Source organism: Rheinheimera sediminis, assembly GCF_004005375.1.
GTDB lineage: Bacteria > Pseudomonadota > Gammaproteobacteria > Enterobacterales > Alteromonadaceae > Pararheinheimera.
In genome coordinates, this window is record NZ_RZUF01000012.1 from 21,038 (window position 1) to 44,102 (window position 23,065).

General features: G+C 45.4%; 21 protein-coding genes. 14 read left to right on the forward strand and 7 right to left on the reverse strand.

Going from position 1 to position 23,065, the window contains the following annotated elements; all coding sequences use genetic code 11:
* Window positions 1-41: 41 nt before the first annotated feature.
* From EMM73_RS09500 to EMM73_RS09510, 3 genes are read right to left on the reverse strand one after another with little or no spacing between them, the layout of a single operon-like run.
* Window positions 42-947 (reverse strand): DMT family transporter, encoded by a 906-nt coding sequence (locus EMM73_RS09500; protein WP_127686208.1) that lies wholly within the window; start codon window positions 945-947, stop codon window positions 42-44.
* A 38-nt stretch (window positions 948-985) separates the two neighbouring features.
* The gene (locus EMM73_RS09505; RefSeq protein ID WP_261373375.1) at window positions 986-1,174 is read right to left on the reverse strand and encodes a YbaM family protein; all 189 of its coding nucleotides are present in this window, start codon (window positions 1,172-1,174) and stop codon (window positions 986-988) included.
* Window positions 1,161-1,430 (reverse strand): late competence development ComFB family protein, encoded by a 270-nt coding sequence (locus EMM73_RS09510; RefSeq protein WP_127686209.1) that lies wholly within the window; start codon window positions 1,428-1,430, stop codon window positions 1,161-1,163. Before EMM73_RS09510 ends, EMM73_RS09505 begins: the two co-directional genes overlap by 14 nt.
* 183 nt (window positions 1,431-1,613) lie before the next feature.
* On the opposite strand from EMM73_RS09510, the gene EMM73_RS09515 reads away from it, so the two are divergent.
* Window positions 1,614-2,717, forward strand: a complete 1,104-nt coding sequence (locus tag EMM73_RS09515; protein ID WP_127686210.1) for a tryptophan 2,3-dioxygenase family protein — start codon at window positions 1,614-1,616, stop codon at window positions 2,715-2,717.
* Window positions 2,718-2,817: 100 nt separating this feature from the next.
* On the opposite strand, the gene EMM73_RS09520 is transcribed toward EMM73_RS09515, so the two are convergent.
* Genes EMM73_RS09520 through dinG form a run of 4 tightly spaced genes read right to left on the reverse strand, consistent with a single transcriptional unit; the run spans window position 2,818 to window position 7,191 of the window.
* Window positions 2,818-3,777 carry a histone deacetylase family protein gene (locus EMM73_RS09520; protein ID WP_127686211.1) on the reverse strand — a complete coding sequence of 320 codons (960 nt, stop codon included), beginning with the start codon at window positions 3,775-3,777 and terminating at the stop codon, window positions 2,818-2,820.
* The gene (priC, locus tag EMM73_RS09525; RefSeq protein ID WP_127686212.1) at window positions 3,750-4,340 is read right to left on the reverse strand and encodes a primosomal replication protein PriC; all 591 of its coding nucleotides are present in this window, start codon (window positions 4,338-4,340) and stop codon (window positions 3,750-3,752) included. The genes EMM73_RS09520 and priC overlap by 28 nt, the downstream gene beginning before the upstream one ends.
* Window positions 4,337-5,116 (reverse strand): sulfite exporter TauE/SafE family protein, encoded by a 780-nt coding sequence (locus EMM73_RS09530; protein ID WP_127686213.1) that lies wholly within the window; start codon window positions 5,114-5,116, stop codon window positions 4,337-4,339. The genes priC and EMM73_RS09530 overlap by 4 nt, the downstream gene beginning before the upstream one ends.
* Window positions 5,117-5,118: 2 nt before the next feature.
* The gene (gene dinG, locus EMM73_RS09535) at window positions 5,119-7,191 is read right to left on the reverse strand and encodes an ATP-dependent DNA helicase DinG (RefSeq protein WP_127686214.1); all 2,073 of its coding nucleotides are present in this window, start codon (window positions 7,189-7,191) and stop codon (window positions 5,119-5,121) included.
* Window positions 7,192-7,667: 476 nt separating this feature from the next.
* Here dinG and EMM73_RS09540 point away from each other — a divergent pair, with 476 nt between their 5' ends.
* The 13 genes from EMM73_RS09540 to EMM73_RS09600 all read left to right on the forward strand — a co-directional run bounded on the left by EMM73_RS09540 (window position 7,668) and on the right by EMM73_RS09600 (window position 22,831).
* Window positions 7,668-10,316: a TonB-dependent receptor plug domain-containing protein gene (locus EMM73_RS09540; RefSeq protein ID WP_127686215.1), complete on the forward strand. Its 2,649-nt coding sequence runs from the start codon at window positions 7,668-7,670 to the stop codon at window positions 10,314-10,316.
* Window positions 10,317-10,451: 135 nt separating this feature from the next.
* Complete coding sequence (locus tag EMM73_RS09545) at window positions 10,452-11,408, forward strand: class I SAM-dependent methyltransferase (RefSeq protein ID WP_127686216.1); 957 nt, start codon at window positions 10,452-10,454, stop codon at window positions 11,406-11,408.
* A gap of 170 nt (window positions 11,409-11,578) precedes the next feature.
* Window positions 11,579-11,875 (forward strand): HvfA family oxazolone/thioamide-modified RiPP metallophore, encoded by a 297-nt coding sequence (locus EMM73_RS09550; protein WP_127686217.1) that lies wholly within the window; start codon window positions 11,579-11,581, stop codon window positions 11,873-11,875.
* A 52-nt stretch (window positions 11,876-11,927) separates the two neighbouring features.
* Window positions 11,928-12,776: an HvfB family MNIO-type RiPP peptide maturase gene (locus EMM73_RS09555; protein WP_127686218.1), complete on the forward strand. Its 849-nt coding sequence runs from the start codon at window positions 11,928-11,930 to the stop codon at window positions 12,774-12,776.
* Window position 12,777: 1 nt separating this feature from the next.
* A complete protein-coding gene (locus EMM73_RS09560) occupies window positions 12,778-13,515 on the forward strand; it encodes an HvfC family RiPP maturation protein (RefSeq protein WP_127686219.1) in 738 nt (245 codons plus the stop codon).
* Window positions 13,516-13,786: 271 nt separating this feature from the next.
* Window positions 13,787-14,335 (forward strand): adenine phosphoribosyltransferase, encoded by a 549-nt coding sequence (gene apt, locus EMM73_RS09565; protein WP_127686220.1) that lies wholly within the window; start codon window positions 13,787-13,789, stop codon window positions 14,333-14,335.
* Window positions 14,336-14,481: 146 nt separating this feature from the next.
* The gene (gene dnaX / locus EMM73_RS09570; protein WP_127686221.1) at window positions 14,482-16,695 is read left to right on the forward strand and encodes a DNA polymerase III subunit gamma/tau; all 2,214 of its coding nucleotides are present in this window, start codon (window positions 14,482-14,484) and stop codon (window positions 16,693-16,695) included.
* An 87-nt stretch (window positions 16,696-16,782) separates the two neighbouring features.
* Window positions 16,783-17,118: a YbaB/EbfC family nucleoid-associated protein gene (locus EMM73_RS09575; RefSeq protein WP_008897685.1), complete on the forward strand. Its 336-nt coding sequence runs from the start codon at window positions 16,783-16,785 to the stop codon at window positions 17,116-17,118.
* Between the two features lie 18 nt (window positions 17,119-17,136).
* On the forward strand, window positions 17,137-17,739 hold the full coding sequence (gene recR / locus EMM73_RS09580) for a recombination mediator RecR (RefSeq protein ID WP_127686222.1): 603 nt from the start codon (window positions 17,137-17,139) through the stop codon (window positions 17,737-17,739).
* A gap of 457 nt (window positions 17,740-18,196) precedes the next feature.
* Window positions 18,197-20,128, forward strand: a complete 1,932-nt coding sequence (gene htpG / locus EMM73_RS09585) for a molecular chaperone HtpG (protein WP_127686223.1) — start codon at window positions 18,197-18,199, stop codon at window positions 20,126-20,128.
* Between the two features lie 717 nt (window positions 20,129-20,845).
* Window positions 20,846-21,487 (forward strand): HvfX family Cu-binding RiPP maturation protein, encoded by a 642-nt coding sequence (locus EMM73_RS09590; protein WP_222422640.1) that lies wholly within the window; start codon window positions 20,846-20,848, stop codon window positions 21,485-21,487.
* An 80-nt stretch (window positions 21,488-21,567) separates the two neighbouring features.
* On the forward strand, window positions 21,568-22,128 hold the full coding sequence (locus EMM73_RS09595; RefSeq protein ID WP_127686225.1) for a sigma-70 family RNA polymerase sigma factor: 561 nt from the start codon (window positions 21,568-21,570) through the stop codon (window positions 22,126-22,128).
* Entirely contained in the window at window positions 22,121-22,831 is a 711-nt protein-coding gene (locus tag EMM73_RS09600; RefSeq protein ID WP_127686226.1) for a DUF3379 family protein, read from the forward strand. Before EMM73_RS09595 ends, EMM73_RS09600 begins: the two co-directional genes overlap by 8 nt.
* The last annotated feature ends 234 nt before the right edge of the window (window positions 22,832-23,065 follow it).

The following is a 23,065-nucleotide window of genomic DNA, read 5'->3' on the forward strand; positions in this document are numbered from 1 at the left end:
TATAGCTAGATTTCATTCACTTGACAACAGGCCAGGTCGGGTTATTTCAGCCTGAACATTAGTTTTAACTTCGTGGCTGGCAGTAAAATAACTAAATTTCCCAAAGCCACAATGCAAACACCAATAAGTGCAAACCAGCTCCAGTGATAGTTTTCAAAAACGGTCGATATGCACAATGCTACTATCGGAAAAAGCACCATAGTGTAGGCTGCTTTGGCTGGTCCAATACGTCCGACTAGCGTCAGATAAGCGCCAAAAGCCAATACTGAGCCAAATAATGATAAATACAACAAGGACAGATTAAAACTGAGACTAGTTTCCAATACCGGCATAATGCCTTGTGTTAAAGCTAATAAGGCCATAATGCCAGCGCCATAAGCCATACCAAAGACATTGCTTTGGACCACGGGCAGGTGCTGTTGTTGGTTTTTAGAGGACAACATATTGCCCAGTGAGGCGATGTAGGTACCTGCAATACTCAGGATCAGCCCCCAAAAAGCAGAGCTATTATTTTCTAGTCCTGCCAGTTCAGGCCAAAACACAAAAGTAATGCCAAGAACGCCTAATAGGGCTCCAAGTAAGGTTTTCACCTCAATAGCCCGACCAAAAAACAAGGCACCGTTGAGGATGTTCATCAGCACTATACTGGAAAACACTACTGCAATAAGTCCGCTAGTGAGATTAGAGGTAGCGATATAGATCAGCAAATAATTCAGGCAAAATAGAAACAAACCTTGCAGTACCATCCAGCCGTGTTGGCGGAGAGTAAAACGCAGTGGTAATTTCCGCCACAAACACCAGAGCCAAAGCAGCAGAGCTGCCAGGCCAAAACGATAGGCGATAGACCATATCTCTGGTACATCGCCAAGCTGAAACTTAATAGCAAAAAAAGTTGAACCCCAGATCAGCACTGTAGCCAGATACAAGGTAATGGAATGGGTAAGCATACTGCCTCTACGATCACTGCCTGGTGCAAAAAGATGGATTAAAGTCTGTGCGTATCGGGCTCACCATCGCGTTGTGCTTTATTCTGAAAGTCACGCTGTACTATGGTGAGTGCGGACAGCACAGTATTGACTGGCAGATCCTGTTGCTCAAGCAACAGGATCAGGTCCACAGCTAATTGCACCTCAAGCGCTGCTTCCGATAAAGCCGGTATCTCAGTTTTTGTCACGTTGAGTGTCTAAGAAATCTTTGGCTTTTTTCACGGCTTCGCGCACTTTCATCAGCATTTCAAAACGCTCTGTTTGTGGCAGATAGAATGCCATATCCACTTCATAACGAATGTATTTGGACGGCAACTGATTCAGAACTATGCAGCACAAGTCAGCCAGATATTCATTGTCGTGATTCTGGTCTAAACGCAACTCAACTAAATGGTCCAACAGAAGTTTTTCATAATAGTTATGAATATCGTTATCTAACTTCATCTGTTACTCCTTGTGTGCCTGAACTTTATGCTCCGGCCTTTTAATAGCGTACTAATAGCGCACTGATACTGAAGCTAAGCATAATCAGTTCGGTTATAAAACGCTACCAGCAGATGTTAACTTCAGGTCTGCCTGTTAGAATAGCGCGGTCAAAACAACAGGCTCAGGCCTAAGATTAAAAAAATGCAAAAGAATACAACCCCTTGTTACTACGGTGACTATCTACAACTGGACAAAATTTTAACAGCCCAGGCGCCTGAAAGCGCAAAGTATGCCAACGAAGCCCATGATGAAACCTTGTTTATCGTGGTGCATCAGGTCTATGAGTTATGGTTTAAACAAGTGCTGCATGAACTGAAAGCTGTGCTTGCTGTGTTTGCCGCAGATGAAGTCAAAGACCAGCAACTGACAGGTGTGGTACACAAACTCAAACGGGTTATTACCATTCAGCAGCTGATGAACCAGCAAATAGGTGTGATGGAAACCATGACGCCTCAGGATTTTATGTCCTTTCGCGACTATCTGGTGCCAGCTTCCGGTTTTCAAAGTGTGCAATTTAAAATGCTGGAAATTGGGTTAGGGCTAAAGAGCGAATATCGCATCGATTTTGATAAAAACTCCTTTTACAGCAGGTTAAATGAAAAAGATCGGTTGTTTTTAGAAGCTTTGGAAACTCAGCCAAGTTTATTTGAGCAAGTGGAGAAATGGCTGGAACGTATGCCGTTTTTACAATTTGGTGATTTCAGCTTCTGGCAGATGTACCAAAGCGCGACAGAAAACATGCTGGACGAAGACGAAAGCACTGTGGTGTCGATAGAGCAGATTGCAGAGCATGAACGCGACATGCAACTGAAAGAAATCACCAATACCAGAGCTAAGTTTGCCGCTTTGCTGGATAAAGACAAATACGCTGAACTTCAACAACAAGGTAGTTTCCGCTTAAGTCAGCGCGCCATGCTGGCGGCCTTGTTTATTACCTTGTATCAGGAAGAGCCAGTATTTAACCTGCCATTTCAGGTATTAACCTGTCTGACAGAAATCGATGAGAATATGACGATATGGCGCTATAAACACGCCATGATGGTGCAACGTATGCTGGGAACTAAAATTGGCACTGGTGGTTCCTCTGGCCATGATTATTTAAAACGTACCACGGAAAAGAATCGTATTTTTACCGATTTATTCCATATGGCCACTTTTTTACTGCCAAAATCGGATTTACCTGAATTGCCTTTGGCCGTGCGTAAACAGCTGGGGTTTTATTTCGCAGGTGCTCAGCAAGTCTAAATTGTAGGGGCGGGTCTTGTACCCGCCCGTCAATGGATATCGCGGTGCCCTTTGGCGGGCCGGGACAAGCCGCGGCCCCTACAACCTGCCCTTCTCAAATTCAAGTACGAAGGGCATGAAACCAGCTGTTTGTATTTGGTAATGATACACCGCTGATTTTAAAGGCTGCGTAAAACAGCTGCAGATGAATTTGTGTTAATGAATCAATATCACGCTGATAACCCCCGCCAATGACAGCCGCTACCGGAATACCGCGTTTGTGACATTCGCTTAATACATACCAATCCCGCTCTGCCACTCCTGCTGTGCTGATATGCAAAAGCCCCAAATTATCCTGTTGATGAATATCAATACCCGCATCATAAATCACTAAATCCGGCTGATGGATGCATAACAAATAATCCAGACTTTGTCTGACCGCTACCAGATACTCTTCATCTGTACAGGCTGTCGGTAAACCTAAATCCCAGCTGGACTGTTGTTTACGAGCCGGAAAATTTTTTTCGCCATGCAAAGAGGCGGTAACTACAGCGTGTTCATCAGTAAAAATAGCGGCTGTGCCATCGCCTTGATGCACATCACAATCAAAGATCAGCACCTTCTCCACACCTTGCGTGAGGGCATAGCGTGCTGCCACTGCTAAATCATTAAATAAGCAAAAGCCACTGCCTTCACCTGCAAACGCATGGTGATAACCGCCACTTAAATGCAAAGCTAAACCTTGTTGTAACGCAAGCTGAACTGTTTGCACTGTACCACCTACCGAAGTTAAAGAACGGGTGACTAATTGCTCTGACCAGGGAAAACCTATACGACGCATAGCTTTGGCATCCAGTTGACCAGAGATAAGCTGCTCTGCATAGAAAGTTTGATGTACTGATAATAACAGCTCTGTGCTGACGATTTCAGAGCATGTAAACTGATTAGCTGGCACACCCAGTTCCAATAAAGCCTGATACAAAGCCTGATATTTACCTATGGGATATCGATGTTTAAAAGGCAGTTCAAGCTGGCTATAAATAGGGTGATAAATTAACCCCGGCGGTTTTGTTCGGACCACTGAATTTCTACCTCTAATTCGCTGATGGCTTTGCGACAACGGCCTAACCGGGCGTGAATGGCCAATACTCTGTCGGCACTGGTGTCCTTAGAACCGCCTGATAACTGACGTTGCTCAAGCTCCAGCATATCCAATAAACGCCTCTCAAAGCCCTGATATTCTGACAGCTGTTGATAGAGCTGCTGAGTTGAACGGCGCAATTGACCTACCATGGCCTGAGCTTGTTCTGAGGCATTTGCTGAAGCAGGACGTTTTTTTGTTTTACCAGGTAAATACCGCAAATCTTTAGTTTGAAAAGCCCGGCTTAACGCCTGGATCTGTTCGCTAAGCTTAGCTGCCAGCGCCTGGGCTGAGCTGGTACGCTGCTCTGTGCTTGCTTTGAGGCGTTTGAGCATCACCTCGGCTTCTAGGACATAATCGGTTAAAAAAGGTGAGTGAGACTGAAACAAGGCACTATCAAACCAGGCTTTTTGCTGCCAGCTGCTTTGTTTACCATCTATGGCTTTGGCTTGTTGAGTCAACTGTTTCAGTTGTTGTTCAAGCGCGGCCAATAAGTCTTTCATCCGTTGCTCCAGGCTTGCCATAACAAGCGGGCGGTAATAGCTAATACCATAGTTAAAAATAGTGGCCGGATAAACTTGCTGCCAAAACGAATGGCTGAACGGGCACCAAAATAGGATCCGAGCATTAAACAAGCGCCCATAGCCAAACCCAGTGCCCAGTAAATATGACCCAACCAGGCAAAAGTCACCAGCGCAAAAACATTACTAACGCAGTTCATCGAACGAGCCACGCCGCTGGTCAGCAGTAAGTTGATTTTATACAGTGCCATGGTCGACACCATCCAGAAGGAACCGGTCCCCGGGCCTGCTAAGCCATCATAAAAACCTAAGCTAAAACCTTGTGTTCTTTGTAGCCAGAAATGCTTGGGAGTTTGCTTTGGTAAGGTCATATGATCGTCTGGCTGCATTTTGACCAGCAGGCTATACAAAGCTGCGACCACAATAAAAAATGGGATAATACGTTCTAACCATTCTTTACTGATCAAATCCACCACTAAAGTGCCACATATAGCGCCAATAGCGGTGAATATAAGCGCAGTGCGCCAATAGGCGGGATCAAACAGTTTTCGTCTGTAATAGGTCACTGAAGCGGTAATGGAACCGAAAGTTGCGGCTAGTTTGTTAGTGCCTAACACCAGATGAGGCGGTAAACCAGCGGTTAAAAGTGCAGGTACAGTCAACAAGCCACCCCCTCCAGCTACTGCATCGATAAAACCAGCCACTAAAGCAACAGCACACAAAGCGGCGACTACCCAGAGGTCTAAAGCTAATTCCATCTTTACTCTTCAATAATTTGTGAAAAAGGTGGCAAGGCCTTAAGCATGGCTTTGCCATAAGTTTTGGTGACTAAGCGTCTGTCTAAAATCACAATACGGCCATAATCTTGTTCCTGGCGCAGCAGTCTACCACAGGCCTGCACCAGTTTTCGTGCCGTAGCTGGCACTGTCATTTGTAAAAATGGATTACCTCCACGTTTGGTGATGGCTTCAGATAATGCTTCTTCCAATGGCGATGAAGGCACAGCAAAAGGCAATTTTGTGATCACCAGATTCGTCAGTAGAGCCCCGGGTAAATCCAAACCTTCTGAAAAGCTTTGGGTGCCACATAAAATACTGCCTTCTCCTGCTTTTACTTTCATGCTGTGAAGTTCCAATAAAGACTGACGCGACGCTTCGCCTTGCACTAAAAAGGACCAACCTTTAGCCCTTAAGGCCTCTGTAACTTTTTGCATTTGCCAATACGAAGCAAATAGCACCAGATTACCTGCTACTTTATCCATATATGTTGGTAATTTATCGATTAATTCGTCGGTAAATGCATCGCTGCTTGGGTCTGTCTGCATTTTTGGTAATAGCAATCGGGCTTTATTCCGATAATCAAAGGGGGAGTCTACTTTGAGTGTTTGTAAACCAGGATGTTGAGCAAGGCCGAGTTCTTGTTTGATATAGTCAAAGCTATTTAAAGTGGTCAAAGTTGCGGAGCAAAGCACAGTAGCGAAAGCCTGACTAAATAATAAGTCGTCTAGCAGGAAACTTACTGACAAAGGGCTGGCATAAGCACTGCTTTGCAGATTCTCTCTCTGTTTAGAGTCCCTATTCAGGTTGTCTGCACTTAGCCAACGCGCTTGATTCACATGCTTTTGTTGCGGTACCGAATAAAGCCGCCAAAGTTCAGACTGCTGCTCAAACCTGTGCTCTATAGCTGTGAGTTCGAATTGCAAAGGCAACACAAGTTTTGTCGCGACTTTATGTTCTGTGCCGGCCTCAGATAAAAATTGTTGTAATTTTTCTACACAAGCCAAGGCTTTACCACTCAACTCAGCCAGTTGATCGGCGTTGGAGGCAAAAGTTTCGGGCAAGACTGCATCAGCAAAACGGTAATGAGATTCTTTAGTAAACCAGCGGTGTTGATTGAGTTCTATCTGATGTTGTACAGGCTTTAATTGTTTTAAAAAGTCACTCGCCAACTCATCCAGTTTTAATACTTCGGTCATTGCGCCTTGTTGGGGCAGGATACCTGCGAGTTGCTGCGTAGTTTTCTTTAGTTTTTCCAGCCATTGTGCCGGGAAGCTCATAGGGGCATGTGCAGAAAAAAAATCACGGCCACTGTCTGGCAAGTGATGCGCTTCATCAATAACGTAAATGCAGTCCGCTGGCTCTGGCAATATTTGTGAGCCTGCGTCCAAGTCAGCCAATAACAAGGCATGATTGACCACTAAAACGGTGCTCCCTTCAATTTCTGCACGAGCCAAATGAAAAGGGCAGTGGTGATGCGCTGAATGTGCTTTGGTGCAATGGGCTGGATCTGAGGCAATGCCATACCAATGCTCATCTGTTACAGGCTCTTTTAAGCTGTCTCTGTCACCTAACCACAACCGCTGCTGCCAATGGTTTAATAACTGTTGTAACAGGGGGGCAGGGGCAGTGCTTTGAAACAAAGGTAATAAGTCAGGCTGCAATAATTGTTGTTTGATTTTTTCGATGCAGGCATAGCGCTGCCTGCCTTTGACTAAACAGAATTCAAACTTCAGGCCGCTGTGTTTTAGAAAAAAGGGCAAATCTTTTTGCACTAATTGCTCTTGTAAAGCCACTGTGGCCGTAGCAATAACCAAGGTTTTTTTCTGCTTCAGGGCGAAGGGAATAGCTGCCATCAAATAGGCCAGAGATTTACCTGTGCCAGTTCCTGCCTCAACCAGCAAAGTTCGATCATAGGTGTGATAGCTACCAGCCAAGGTATTGGCAATTTCCGCGACCATTTTGTTTTGACCAGGCCGAGGTTGGTAGTTCGCCAGGTTGCTTTTCAGTTGCTGGTGAATTTGCCGGATTTGGTTCTTTAAAGCATCGGTAAGCATTAAAACATCTGGATAAAAAAACAGGGGTTCATCATAAGTCAGCCTGCAAGCCGGCGCAATATGGATATTACCTTTGAAAAACAGCAGTTCAGACAGCGAATAAATGAAATAATTTGACTTACAAACCGTAAACTTAAAGTTACAGATTTTTAGGCAAAGTTCAATGGTAGCCTTGGTGTGGCTGAATTTTGTTCTATAAAAGCTTTTTATGTAGGCTAAATAGGTATGGGTGCTTAAAAAATACCCACCAAGTGGCAGGTCAAAGTGGTACAAGGCATGGACAATCGCACACGTTGACAACACCCAGAGAAATTTGTTCCATAAAAGCTGTTGACCGTGCTGAAAAATTACGTTTATTATCGAAGCGTTGTTGTCGGGGTCAACCTCGATTGCGAAAAGTTCGGAGTTCCAATCGCCGCAAAGGTTGGTCATCGTAAAAATATAGAATCACTAAATAGTGGTCCAGGGAGAAAAACATGTTCACAAATAACAAATTATCAAAGGCAGTGCGCTTAGCTGTTGCTTTTGGTGCAGCTTCAGTTGCTTTTACCTCTGTAGCTCAGGAAGCCGCGGAAGAAGAAGCTACGGACGTTGAGCGTATCGAAGTAACTGGTTCACGTATCAAACGTACTGACCTTGAAGGTTCTTTACCTATCACTACTATAGACCGTGCTGCTATTGATATGTCTGGTCAATTGTCTGTGACTGACTTATTACGTAACACTACCTTCAACTCATTCGGTTCTGCCCGTACCACCTCAGGCAACTCTGCTCAGGGTACGTCTCAGATCAACTTACGTGGTTTAGGTGCCAACCGTACCTTGATTCTGATTGATGGTAAACGTGTTCCTAAGTCTCCTTTAACAGGTAGCTCTCAGGACTTAAACCAGTTGCCACTGGCTGCTGTTGAACGTATCGAAGTTCTGCAAGACGGCGCATCTGCTGTATACGGTTCAGACGCTATTGGTGGTGTTGTGAACATCATCACTCGTAAAGACTACGATGGTGCTGAAATTAAACTGGGCTCTTCACGTGTAAGCTTGCCTTCAGATGGCGGTGATCGTGAGGAAGGTAGTTTCCTGATCGGTTCTGCCAATGATAAAACCAACCTGATGGCTGGTTTTTCCTGGAACAACCGTGACATTATTTTTGAACGTGCTTTCCCATGGAATGCGCCAAACCGTGGTATCTCTCCATACGGTAACAACTGGGCTCCGTTAACTTCAGCTGGCCGTGCTCCAGGTTCTACACAGGCTCGTGCATTAACTAAAGCTTGTGATTTTGAATTGTTCTACACTACTCAAAGCCCTTGGGTTCCTGCAAACCAACTGTGTAGCTATGACTTCCTGAAAACCAATGCCAACGATTCATCGACGGGCAACCAGTCTCTATTTGTTCGTGGTACTCACGAGTTTACAGACAACTGGAAAGTCTATGGTAATGCTAACGTTGCTAAAACCAAGTCATTCGGTCGTTATGCTGCTTCTCTGAACGATCCGGGCAGTATCATTTCTGCAACAAGCCCAAACAACCCAACGAACCCAAATAGCCCACTGTACGATGCTGCTATTGGTGGCGCTGCCCGTTCTGTTGCTGTGTTCCACCGTTTTGCGGCATTGGGAACTCGTGATACATCTGTTGATAACTATGCTAACGATGCAATGGTTGGTTTAGAAGGTAACGTCAACGATATCGATATTGACGTAGGTGTACGCAAAGCCAAAACGAAAGCTTACAACATAGGTACTGGTTACCTGTTACGTTCTGCGGCAAATATCGCCATGGAAAGTGGTGCTTACATGCTAAACGACCCGTTCGGTGAGCGTTTCACTACTGCTGAAGACCAGGCTGCTTACCGTGCCTTGTTAAACTCAATGAACGTGACTATTTCTCGCGTCAGCCAGTTTGACCAGGAAGAAGCATTTGCTTCTGCTGCTTTTGACGTGATGGAATTAGACGCAGGTGCTATTCAGGCGGTAGTAGGTGCCGAGTACCGTAAAGAGCAATACAACGACAAGTATGACTCACTGTCTGAAGCTGGTGTTGTAGGTGGTTCTGCTGGTTCTTCTGCTGGTGGTGGTCGTAATGTGAAAGCGGCGTACGCTGAGGCATTAGTGCCAGTAACAGAACAGTTTGAACTGAACTTTGCTGCCCGTTACGAGAAATACTCTGACTACGGCAACGATTTGGCACCTAAAGTATCTGCCCGCTACGAGCCATTAGAAGGTTTAGTATTACGTGCTTCAGTAGGTAAAGGTTTTAACGCACCAAGCTTGGACATCCTGACACAACAACCGTCGTCTCGTAACGATACGGTACAGGATTTTGTATTGTGTGATTTCAACAATACTCCGGTCACGTCTTGTCCTTCTGGCCAGATCCGTTCAACGGATATTGCTAACCCTGCTCTGAAATCAGAACAATCAGATCAGCGTTCTTTTGGTATCGCATATCAGCCGACAGATTGGTTAAACTTTGCTGTTGACTACTACAATATCGAAATTGAAGACTCAATCCGTTATATCGGCTTACAAACACTGATCAACCGTGATCGTGCTGGCGACCCAATCCCTGCTGGTTTAGGTTATGTTCGTGACCCGGTGAACAATGCTATCATCGAAGCCACAACTGGTTCTGCTAACGACGGTACGCAAGAAACTTCAGGTATAGATTTAAACATAGCTACTAACTTTGACTTTGGTGATTTCGGTAAACTGAAATCAACATTCCAAGCCAGCCACGTGTTAGATTTCAGTCTGGACAGCGGCCGTAACCTTGTGAAAGACCCAGGTCGTCCACAACAGCGTATGGCATTAAGCCACGCTTGGAGCATCAGTGATTTTGACGTGTCCTTCACTACTAACCTGATCGGTGATCAGTTTAACAACGTGACTACGGCAAATAATGTTACTACTCGCAGTGGCCATATTGCTTCATGGACTACGCATGACCTGCAAGTGGTTTACCACACTGGCTGGAATGCAGATATCACAGTGGGTGCTCAGAACTTGTTTGAAAAGTTCCCACAGATTGGTGTATCCAGTGCTGCTGGTCGTAACTTAGACTATACACTGTATGATGCTTACGGCCGTATCAGCTACGTTCGTTACACTCAACGTTTCTGATAAGCCTTTACTGCTAGGTTGTTATAACAACTGCAGTTTAAGCTGACGTAAAACCCCACTTTGGTGGGGTTTTTTTTTAATACAAAGCCGCTCTTTAACAATACTGCGGCTGATGATTTGGTAAAAGAGTTCATTATGGATCACTGGAATAATCTTTGGGGTACTACAGAGGCGTTAAGTAGCTTTGCTGAAGGTGAAATGGCATTTGGTTATAAAGGCGCCGTAGCAGATTATTGGTCGTCAGTGTTCGAAGCTCAGACCCCGCAGGCTGTGGTTGCGGATTTATGTTGTGGTAATGGAGCTTTGCTTCTCGCTGCAGCTAGTTATTCGTGCTCAACAGACAAAGATTTTATGTTGTATGGTATTGATGCTGCTCAGATTAATTTCTCTGCGGTAAAGCAGCAATTAGCAAAGCTGACTGCACCAGTACGAGCAGAGTTTCTTGGCGATACATCAATAGAGAAGTTACCTTTGGCCTCTCAATCTGTAGATTTAGCTATTTCTCAATTTGGTTTTGAGTATACAGATCTGGACATGTCTTTAACTGAGCTACACAGAGTATTGAAGTCTGGTACATCGCTGCATTTTATTGCGCACCATCCAGAGTCTTTTATTTCCACAGACTGCAGCTTAGGCGTCGCTATCCTGAGTGCATTAATGGATCAGTATTTGTATTTTGACTTAGCGATCTCCTTGATTGAGTTGACGCTTCAGCTCAAACAAAAGTCAATAGCGCCTGCTCAGGTTCCGGCCTTTGCTCAGGTGAATCAGGCCTTGTTGGCTATTATGCAGAAGTTTAATCAGAATTATCAGTCCGCTTATGAACAAGAATGGTATTCAGAGTTATTCCGTCAGACTGCTCAAGCTGTTTTAGCATCAGACTTCGCCGCGCTGGAGCGAGTCAAAGCGTTAAAAGTTAATACAGGTTTTCATTTGCAACGTTTGGTGCAGCAGCAAGCAGTAGCGTTAACGCCCGAGCAATTGGATCAGAAGTTAGCAGCGCAGCCTGGACTTTTTGCTCCAGCGGTTTATACCGAGATCAAGAGCAATGAAGGGTTGATCGGATTGGCAGTGAAGCTGACAAAGATTTAATTGCTCCATCTGTCTGAAAAGGTCAATCCGTAGATCAGTATTTTTTGATTATGAGCATAGAACTGGTCTATGGTATCCGGTGTGCCGAATAATTTATGCTGTTGCGAAATTTTTTTTCTGTAGTACAGGTCTATTAAATGCAACTTAATGCAACTACGAGGAACATCGATATGAAAACCAACAAAACGACAGCTGTTGCCATCAGTGCTTTAGTACTGGGCTCTTTATCCACGTTAAGCTTGAGCGCCAACGCGAATCCGTTTTCAGCTGAGCAGTTAAATGCTGGTTACCAGCTGGCTTCAGCTGAAGCTTCTTGTGGCGCAGACAAAGCTAAAGAAGCTAAATGCGGCGAAGACAAAGCCAAAGATAAAGAAGCCAAATGTGGTGGCGATAAAAAAGAAGGCAAAGACAAAGAAAAAGCCAAAGAAGCCAAGTGTGGTGAAGGCAAGTGCGGTGGCGCTGTATAACACCGAAGAATGTCAGCCTGCGATCGCAGGCTGACCGCTTTCAGGAGATCTTATGTCTGATGTTCGTTTTGGTTTAAAAGCTGCAGAAGTCGGTTTGGGCTTACGTCGTGAAATGCTCAACTCTGTGTTGCAACAACCTCAAGCCGACATCGACTTTTTTGAAGTTGCGCCGGAAAACTGGTTGCCTTATGGTGGTGCCTACCAAAAAAAATTCCGTCAGTTAACTGAACGCTATCACTTTATTTGCCATGGTTTGTCGTTGTCTTTAGGCAGTCCTGATGCTTTGGATCTGGATTTTGTCCGCCAAATCAAAGCCTTTTTAAAAGAGCATCAGATCAAACTTTACAGCGAACATTTAAGTTATTGTTCTGCCGCAGGACATTTGTATGATTTGCTGCCTATTCCTTTTACCGAAGAAGCTGCTGTTTATGTCGCAGATCGTATTCGTCTGGTACAAGATATTCTTGAACAGCAGTTGGTCATCGAAAATGTCTCTTATTATGCAGCGCCTGGACAAGAGCTGACTGAACTTGAGTTTACCAACGCAGTGCTGGAGTTGGCCGACTGCAAGCTGCTATTAGATGTGAATAACATCTACGTCAATTCAGTTAATCATAGCTATGATGCGCTGGCTTTTTTAAAAGGCCTGCCAACACAGCGTATTGCTTATGGTCATGTCGCTGGACATTATCGCCAGCATGACAGCTTGCTGATTGATACTCATGGCGCTGATGTGTCTGATCCGGTCTGGGCCTTATTGTCCGACGCTTATTTGCATCACGGCCTGTTTCCGACTTTGCTGGAAAGGGATTTTAATATTCCTGATATGCAACAACTGCAACTGGAGCTGGCGCATATTCGTAGCTTGCAACAAGTTAAGCAAAATAAGGTAAGGGCCTGAAATGAAATTCCAACAGGTTCAACGGGACTTTGTTGCTTATTTGCGCTCGCCAGAGCAACACGAAAAACCTCTGGATATAGAGCAGGAACGTCTGGATGTGTATCGGGAATTGTTGTTTAACAATGTGTCAGGTTTTATCAGCAGTGCTTTTCCTGTGCTGAAATCCTTGTACTCAGAGCAGACATGGCAGCAGCGTTTACAGCCTTTTTTTGCCGGCTATCGCTGCGAAAATCCATTCTTTTTATCCATAGCCCAGAGTTTTTTAGAGTTTTTACAGCACCAGTATCAACTACAGCCCGATGACCCTGTGTTTATGCTGGAATTGGCGCATTATGAATGGCTGGAATTAGAGCTGGCAACACGCAAAGCAGAAGCCGGACTTCCCATACGCGATCTGAAACAGCAGGCACTGCAGTTGTCCGATTTAGCATCAGTGCAGGCCTATCAATACCCAGTGCATAAAATTTGTCTGGAGTTTCAGCCAACAGAAACCGAAGCTAGTTTTTTACTTATTCATCGTAACTCTGACGACGAAGTAAAATTTATCGCGTTAAACCAGCTGACCACTTTATTGCTGCAAGTATTAGCGCAGCAGCCAGGTTTAACCTTGGCTGAACTGGTTAGCCAATTATCACCTTACGTGCCACAGTTGGATCCCTGTCAATTGTTGCCCGGTGCTGAGCAGATACTGGCAGATTTTGCCGAGAAAGGCATAGTACAAGCTTTTCAAGCGGGCTAAAATTCATTACCATGTCCAACCTTTTTAGTGAATGAGCTCACATCATGGCAGACGAGAATTTTAAAGAATCTTTTGGTATCGGCCAGTTAGTGCTGTTAGTCACAGCCTTTGTGGTTTTATTGTGTCTGGCACCCATCATCAGTTGGCTGCGGATCATCGCTTAAATTGTTGCGAGCGAAAAAAACCGCCCTCAAGGCGGTTTTTTTATCTGTGGTATATCCAGCATTTTGTCGATATGCCGTTGTTGAATTTTATAATCAGGATGGTGATGATGAATCCACAATCTCTTTCCGCTTTATTAAGTCAGGTGATTAAAGCTGTGCCTGACTATCCAAAGCCAGGTATTTTATTTCGTGACGTGACCAGTTTAATGCTGGATGCTGGTGCTTTCGCACAGGTGATTGATGCGTTTAAGCAGCAGTATCAGGGCAAAGGCTTTACCAAGATTGTCGGTACTGAATCCCGTGGTTTTATTTTTGGTGCCCCTTTGGCTTATGCCATGGGTTTACCTTTTGTACCAGTGCGTAAGCCAGGTAAATTACCGCGCGAACGTATTGCTCAGTCTTATCAACTGGAATACGGCGAAGACACGCTGGAAATTCATAAAGACGCAATAGTTGCCGGAGATAAGGTGCTGTTAGTGGATGACTTATTGGCTACAGGTGGTACTATTGCTGCAACAACCAGTTTAGTCGAGCGCTTAGGTGGCAAAGCGACGGACGCCGCTTTTGTGGTGAATCTGCCGGATTTGGGTGGACAAGCGCGTTTAGAGAAACTGGGGCTTAACCTCTACAGTCTGGTTGAATTTGCAGGCGATTAAATCTAATGTAGCCAAATTATTTGGACTGGCAGCGCGGCGGCAAGCTAGCGAGGCCCCATGAACATAGTTTCCTATGTGATTGGGGGGAGCGCGCGTAGCCAACAAAGCTGTAGCTTCAAGTACAAAGGCTAAAACAGGCAGGTGGCATGAGTTATCAAGTACTGGCAAGAAAATGGCGACCGCAACATTTTGGTCAATTGGTCGGCCAGGATCATGTGAAAACAGCGTTGACCAATGCGCTGAATCACAACAGATTACATCATGCCTATTTGTTTACCGGCACCCGTGGTGTCGGTAAAACCACCATAGCCCGTATTTTTGCCAAAAGTTTAAACTGTGAAACTGGCGTAACCTCCACGCCTTGTGGGGTTTGTAGTGCCTGCGTTGAAATTGATCAGGGCTTTTTTGTTGATCTGTTAGAAATTGATGCTGCATCCCGCACCAAAGTAGAAGACACCCGCGATTTACTCGACAACGTGCAATACGCGCCCAGCCGTGGCCGTTATAAAGTCTACTTAATAGACGAAGTGCATATGCTGTCTCGCCACAGCTTTAACGCACTGTTGAAGACTTTAGAAGAACCGCCACCGCACGTGAAGTTTTTGCTGGCCACTACTGATCCGCAAAAGCTGCCTGTGACCGTATTATCCCGTTGTTTGCAGTTCAGCTTAAAGGCGTTAAGCCCGGAACAGATTAAACATCATTTGTCATATGTATTGGCGCAGGAAGGCATTCCTGCTGCTGCAGATGCGCTGGCTTTATTAGCTCGTGCCGCCAAGGGCAGTTTACGCGATTCGTTAAGCTTAACTGACCAGGCAATAGCCCAGAGTAATTCCAATATTACAGTGCAGCTAGTGCGCGATATGCTGGGATATCTGGAGCAGCAGTGGGCTGAACTGTTATTAGCTGCTGTAATTAACCGGGATTTAGCTGCGCTGAAACAGCATCTGGATCAATTGGTACAGCAGCATAGTCATTTTGCCCATGTGCTGGATGATATGCTTGCCTTGTTGCATTTAGCTGCTCTAAGTCAGTTTAACTGGCAGGCTGCTGATTTGGTCACAGACCACAGCGCTTTTGTGCAGCAATTAGCAGAGCAGCAAAGCCCAGAGCAGTTACAGCTGTTTTATCAGTTACTGATTTCCGGCAAAAAAGAATTGGCCTTTGCTCCAGAGCCACGTATTGGTTTGGAAATGGCGTTATTACGCGCTGTGGCTTTTGTGCCAGGAGCTGCTGATACTTCTTCTGCTATGCGAGCGTCGCTGCCTGTATCGCATGCCGCTGAACTCAAAGCCAAGTTTAATTTACCTGAAACTGCAGCTCCGGCTAAAGAGCCAGAACCTGAGCTATATATGACAGAGTCCTTGCAGTTAGAGTCTGAAGCTGTAGTTGAAATGCCTCCAGAACAGCATGTTGCAACAGAAGTTGTGGCTGCTGTTGCGCAACCCGCTGCTGCAGGTATTGCAGCTTCTATTTTGGCGCGCCGTGGTATTAAAGTTGATGCTGTTAGCCTTGATAGAGCTGTGGAGACTCAGAGCGAAAAAAAGTCTGAACCAACTCCGGCTGTAGCTAAGGCTACAGAGCCTTTTGCTATACAAAGAGCGCAAGCTGTTCCAGCCGAGGTTCATCAGCCCGTTTTACAGCAACCCGTATCACAACGGCAACTACCGCAGCCATTAGCTTCGCAGCAAGCCAATACGCCTCTGCACTCTCCCGCTGTTATTCAGCACAGTCCGGTTATGCTTGCTGTGGTGTCTGAACAGCAAGAACCGGCAATGTCCGCTTACCCTGATGAATCTGATCCTGCAGATGTGCCGCCTGAAGATGCCGATTTTGCCGCTGATTGGGCCTGGCAGGAGTTCCAACAGCAGTATCAATCTGAACCTATACCAGAACCGCAGCCAATTGCCGCGCCGGAAACGAAAGCGCAGTACCGTTTTGATGGGGTGATCACAGCCGAGAACTTTTCAGTGCGGCTTGCCGCTCAGGTGGATGAATGGGCAGCTTTAGTGGATAGTCTGAATTTAGGTGGGTTGTTGCGTTTGTATTTGTTACACAGCTGCATTAGTTGGGCAGGGAATACAGTGCAGTTGCAGGTCTGTCAAAGTCAGCAGCATCTGGATAAAGAAAAATTCCGTGCTGAAATTATTAAAGAACTAAGTCAGGCCTTTCATAAAACGGTTCAGCTGGACATTCAGTATCAACCTTGGGTGGAGACTTGCCCTGTGGCTATTCAGCAGCGTATTGAGCAGGAACGACTGGTTTATGTAGAGCAGTTGCTGCAACAGGATCCATGGGTGCTGCAGCTGCAAAAAGAGTTTGGGGCGGAAATAGTGGCCGATAGTATTATCGTCAACTAATTCGTCTTGTTTTAATCTTGTAATTTGGGGCTCAAGTCATTATCTTGTCGCCAGTTTAATCGAGTCATTTTTAAAGAGAGTACAGTTATGTTCAAAGGTGGTGGTGGCGGTTTAGGCAATATCATGAAGCAGGCGCAAGCCATGCAGGATAAAATGCAAAAGGCCCAGCAGGAATTGGCTAATCTGGAAGTCACAGGCGAGTCGGGTGCAGGTCTGGTGAAAGTCACCATGACAGGCAACCACAATGTACGCCGTGTCAGCATCGACGATAGTCTGATGCAGGATGACAAAGAAATGGTTGAAGATTTAGTTGCTGCAGCTATTAACGACGCGGTACGCCGTGTTGAAGAAACCAACAAAGCCAAAATGGCTGCTGTAACAGGTGGTATGCAATTACCTCCTGGTTTTAAGATGCCGTTCTAAGTTGTTGTTTGATTTAGTATGAGCAAATTTAGCCCATTGTTGCAGCAGCTGATTGACGCCTTGCGCATATTGCCAGGGGTAGGTCCGAAGTCGGCACAACGTATTGCCCTGCAGTTGCTGGAACGCAACCGTTCCGGTGCTGTGCAGTTGTCGAAAGCTTTGGCTGTGGCTATGGAGAAAGTAGGGCATTGCCAACAGTGCCGTACTTTTTGCGAAACTGATTTATGTGCGATTTGCTCAGACCCGAAGCGCAGCGACAGTCAAAGCCTTTGTATTGTCGCTTCGTCTTCTGATCAGTTTGCGATAGAGCAAACAGGCCAGTTTAAAGGCCGTTATTTTGTCTTGCAGGGCCAATTGTCGCCACTTGATGGCATAGGTCCTTCAGAACTGGGTCTGGATTTACTGCAAAAGCAGCTCGGTACAGGTTCGGTGCAGGAAGTAATATTGGCCACCAACCCGACCGTAGAAGGGGATGCCACAGCTTATTACATTGCCGAGCAGTGCAAAAAGTATCAGGTCACTGTATCCCGTATCGCCCATGGTGTGCCTGTGGGTGGGGATTTAGAGTATGTGGACGGGACTACCTTGTCGCACGCCTTTAGTGGCCGTAAACCTATCTGAGCTTCGTCCTTGAAGCTATAGCTTTGTTGACTGCGCTACTCGCTCAAGTCACATAGGACTACTATGCTCCTTGGGTCTCGCTCGCTTGTCGTCGCGCTGCAACTCCAATGCCTTTGCTCAGGACCTTCGTCCTTGAAGCTATAGCTTTGTTGGCTGCGCTCTTCGTGCCACTTGCTTAGAACTGCAAGCGGGCGTGGATAAACCACGCCCCTACAATTTTGCTGTGCTCTGGCTCCAATACTTTTGCTCAAAACCTTCATCCTTGAAGCTATAGCTTTGCTTATTCTTTCTCCAGTTGCCTGTTACTCTACTTTTGTTCTGACTTTTGCTTTTATTGCCCCCTTGATATTTGTGGCTATTAAACCCATATCCTTGCCAGCACAATTTGAAAGGCGCTATGCCCTTGCATAGGCGCCTTTGCATTTAAAGTCATTCCACGAAAGATAAGGAGCTGTACATGACTGAGACAGTACAAAAACAAAAGCACGGCTTTCAGGCCGAGGTCAAACAACTTCTGCAGCTGATGATCCATTCGCTGTATTCCAATAAAGAAATCTTCCTGCGCGAGCTGGTCTCCAACGCCTCAGATGCGGCTGACAAACTGCGTTTTTTAGCCTTGTCAGATAGTAGCCTGTACGACAATGATGGCGAATTGCGCGTTCGTATCAGTCTGGATGAAGCCGCGAAGACCATTACCATCAGCGACAATGGTATTGGTATGACGCAGGATGAAGTGATTAGTCATTTAGGTACTATCGCGAAATCCGGCACTAAAGAGTTTTTTGGTCAGCTGTCAGGTGATCAAACCAAAGACTCTCAGCTGATTGGTCAGTTTGGTGTAGGTTTCTATTCTGCTTTTATCGTGGCCGACAAAGTAACAGTGAAAACCCGTAAAGCCGGTGCACCAGCTGATTCTGCCGTTGAGTGGGAATCGACAGGTGAGGGTGAATACACTATCACACCTATAGTCAAATCAGGTCGTGGTACAGAAATCATTCTGCATTTACGCGACGAAGAAACTGAATTTTTAAGCCAGTGGAAAGTGGAGTCTATTGTCACCAAGTACTCTGACCATATCAGCATTCCGGTAGAAATGTATCAGGAAGGCACGCCAGAGCAGGACGGTGAAGATGGCGAAAAAATCCCTGCCACTGAAGGCTTCTGGAAAGCAGTCAACAAAGCCACAGCACTTTGGATGCGTGATAAGTCTGAAGTCACTGAAAATGAATATCAGGAATTCTACAAGCATATATCGCACGACTGGAGCGAGCCATTAAGCTGGACTCACAACAAAGTCGAAGGCAATACCAACTACACCAGTTTATTGTTTGTGCCGAAAAAAGCACCTTTTGATATGTGGAATCGTGAAGCCCGTCATGGCTTAAAACTCTATGTGCAGCGTGTATTTATTATGGATGACGCTGAACAGTTTATGCCAAGTTACCTGCGTTTTATCAAAGGTGTGTTGGATTCCAGCGATTTACCATTGAACGTATCGCGTGAAATTTTGCAGGATACGAAAGTGACGCAAAGCCTACGCAAAGGCTGTACTTCACGCGTGTTAAAAATGCTGGAGAAAATGGCCAAAGCTGAAGACCAAAGTGAGTACCAGACCTTCTGGAACGAGTTTGGTCAGGTGATGAAAGAAGGCCCGGCTGAAGATATGGGCAATAAAGACAGCATAGCTAAGCTGCTGCGTTTTGCTTCGACTCATAACGACAATGCCGATCAGAATGTCAGCTTAGAGGCTTATGTCAGCCGGATGAAAGAGGGTCAGGACGAAATTTATTTTATCGTTGCTGATAGCTTCGAAGCGGCCAAACACAGTCCCCATTTAGAAGTCTTGCGTAAAAAAGGCATCGAAGTATTGCTGCTGTCTGACCGTGTTGACGAGTGGTTAATGCAGCATCTGACTGACTTTGAAGGTAAAAAGCTGCGTTCTATCGCCAAAGGTAATCTGGACATCAGCAAGCTGGATGACGAAGAAACCAAAAAAGCTCAGGAAGAAACAGAAAAGCAATTTGCCGCTGTGACTGAACGCTTTAAAGCCGCTTTAGGTGATCAGGTCAAAGCGGTGAAAACCAGTCATCGCTTAACCGATAGCCCGGCTTGTATTGTCACTGACGAGTTTGACATGAGCACGCAGATGATGAAACTGATGGAATCTGTTGGCCAGAAAGTGCCGGATGTGAAACCTATTTTTGAACTGAACCCTGATCACGCACTGGTGAAACATATTGCCGATGTGCAGGACGAAACCCAGTTTAAACAATGGGCTGAAGTCTTGTTGGATCAGGCTTTATTGGCTGAGCGTGGCAGCCTGAAAAATCCTGCAACTTTTGTCAGCCGCTTAAACGCGCTGCTGCTGGATTTATCGAAAAAAGCATAAGTTTTACTCTGAGTTTAAAAAGCCTCTGCAAACGCAGAGGCTTTTTTATTCGCAGAAATCCGTGGCGCTCACCCTTAGGGCCAACGCTTCGCGTTGTTAAAAATTGCTCCTGACAATTTTTTATTCGCAGCCATCCGTGGCGCTCACCCTTAGGGCCAACGCTTCGCGTTGTTAAAAATTGCTCCTGACAATTTTTTATTCGCAGCCATCCGTGGCGCTCACCCTTAGGGCCAACGCTTCGCGTTGTTAAAAATTGCTCCTGACAATTTTTTATTCGCAGCCATCCGTGGCGCTCACCCTTAGGGCCAACGCTTCGCGTTGTTAAAAATTGCTCCTGACAATTTTTTATTCGCAGCCATCCGTGGCGCTCACCCTTAGGGCCAACGCTTCGCGTTGTTAAAAATTGCTCCTGACAATTTTTTATTCGCAGCCATCCGTGGCGCTCACCCTTAGGGCCAACGCTTCGCGTTGTTAAAAATTGCTCCTGACAATTTTTTATTCGCAGCCATCCGTGGCGCTCACCCTTAGGGCCAACGCTTCGCGTTGTTAAAAATTGCTCCTGACAATTTTTTATTCGCAGCCATCCGTGGCGCTCACCCTTAGGGCCAACGCTTCGCGTTGTTAAAAATTGCTCCTGACAATTTTTTATCGATCAAGAGAAAGATTTGCCGCTATTTCCCTGTCTATGATCACAACAGCATAATGCGGAGCCTGATTGTGATACGACAAAGTATCCTCTTTTATCAAAAACTAGTGGGCCAACTACAGCAACTCGACTTTATTCCATTGTTATTGCTGCGGTTGTATTTAACTCCTGTGATGATGCAGGCGGGCTGGACTAAACTGCAAAACTTTGACAGCACCTTAAGCTGGTTTACCAACCCGGACTGGGGTTTAGGTTTACCTGCGCCTGCGCTGTTATTGTCTTTGGTGATTTTGCTGGAGCTTGGCGGCGGTTTAGCACTGCTATTGGGTTTATTTACCCGACTGACAGCTTTTGGACTAAGTATAACGATGTTAGTCGCTATGCTAACAGTGCATGCGCAAAACGGCTGGCTGGCCATAGCGGATGCATCAAGCTGGTTGGCTGATGGCACTATTTTCCGCAATGAAGCTGTGATGGCCGTACCAGAGAAACTCGCCAAAGCGAATGAAGTTTTACAGCAACAAGCTGATTACAGCTGGCTGATCTCCAGTGGCAAATTGGTGGTACTCAATAACGGTATTGAATTTGCAGCCACTTACTTTTCTATGCTTTTTGTATTGGTAGTCTATGGCGCTGGACGCTGGTTGAGTCTGGATTACTTGTTAGCAAAAAAAGCAGCAAAAGTGACAATAGCAAAGGAGGCGGTCGCTTGAGTTTTCTCCGTTCTATGTCCTATAGTGAACAGCCAGAACCGCCGGAAATTGAGCGCTTAGCTACAAGGACAAAAAAATTAATGTGGTGGTCTAGTCTAAAAGTTGTACCTAAAAGTTTGATGACGGATAAAGAACGGCGCCACTATAGTTATATGCAGTTGGTTCGTTTGTATCATGCGGATTTATACCGCTACAGCTGCTGGCTTTGTCGTAGTGCTGACACTGCGCAAGATTTGGTGCAGGATACTTATTTGAGGGCCTGGAAAAGTATTGATTTGTTGCAAAGCGAGGCATCAGCCAAAGCTTGGTTGTTTACAATCTTGCGTAACGAAAATGCCAGACGATTTGAGCGAAAGCAGTTTCAGTATCAGGACGTTGAGCAGGACTTATTGCTGGATGAACACCAGGTTAGTCCAGAACAATTATATTCACAACAGCAGTTACTTAGACAAATTGAAAGCCTGGAGCCTGAATACAGTGAGCCTTTAATTTTGCAAATTATTGGTGGTTTTAGTGGGGATGAGATAGCACAATTGCTCGCACTGAATCTCAATACAGTCAATACTCGTTTATTTCGCGCTCGTAAGCAATTACGGGATCTATTAAATAGTGACAATGTAAGGGAGCAACAAAATGGATGAGTTAGAAATTCGCCGTCGTTTGCTGACTGACCCCTACAGACTAAAGGCTGAGCAACTAGAACAGTTACACAAAGATCCCGACAGCCAACAGTTTCATCAGGATGTACTAGCCTTAGATGTGAAGCTCAAACAGCTTTTAAGCCCACCTGTGCCAGAAGCACTGGAGAGTGCTTTGCTAATGCAACAACACAACTATAAGCAACAACAACAAAAACGTTTCTACCAGAATCTTGTTGCTTTCGCTGCCTCTGTGGCTTTTTTGGCAGGCTTTGCATTGAATTGGTCGGTATTTATGTATGGCTCACAAAGCCTGGGACAACATTCTCTCGCTCATGTCTATCATGAAGAGCCTTATATGCAACATATGACAACGGCTTTATCTTTGTCAGATGTTAATGCGAAGCTTGCTGAGTTTGATGCAAGTTTGAGTGAAAGCCAGCATGCCGTTGTGTACGCTAATTTTTGTAATTTCCGTGGTACTCGCTCTTTGCATCTGGTGGTTGAAACAGAACAGGGCCTGATGACTGTGTTTGTAGTTCCAAAAGAAAACTCACTGGATTTTGAAGCTGAGTTTCATGACGATAAGTATCAGGGGCGCAGTATTAATAGTGAAAAAGCTATTCTGGTGGTGGTGAGTGACAAACCTGATGCATTACTGCAGGGTGAACGGCAGTTGCTGAAAAGTCTTGAGTTTAAAGCCTGAAAGCTATTCGCTTCACAGGCTTTGTTTGCTTCCGCGGTGTTTTGGCCTAAACTCATCTGTCTCATTGATCTCTGTCAAATAAAATTGAACAGATAAATATTTTTTTATTTAAAATCAATGTTTTGTATCAATGATCTGCTGTTCATTATTTGAGCTGACACACAGTTTTATTATTTATGGCTTTGTTTTGATTGGCCTTTGAAACGCAGTAAATATGCACCACTTTAGTCGAAT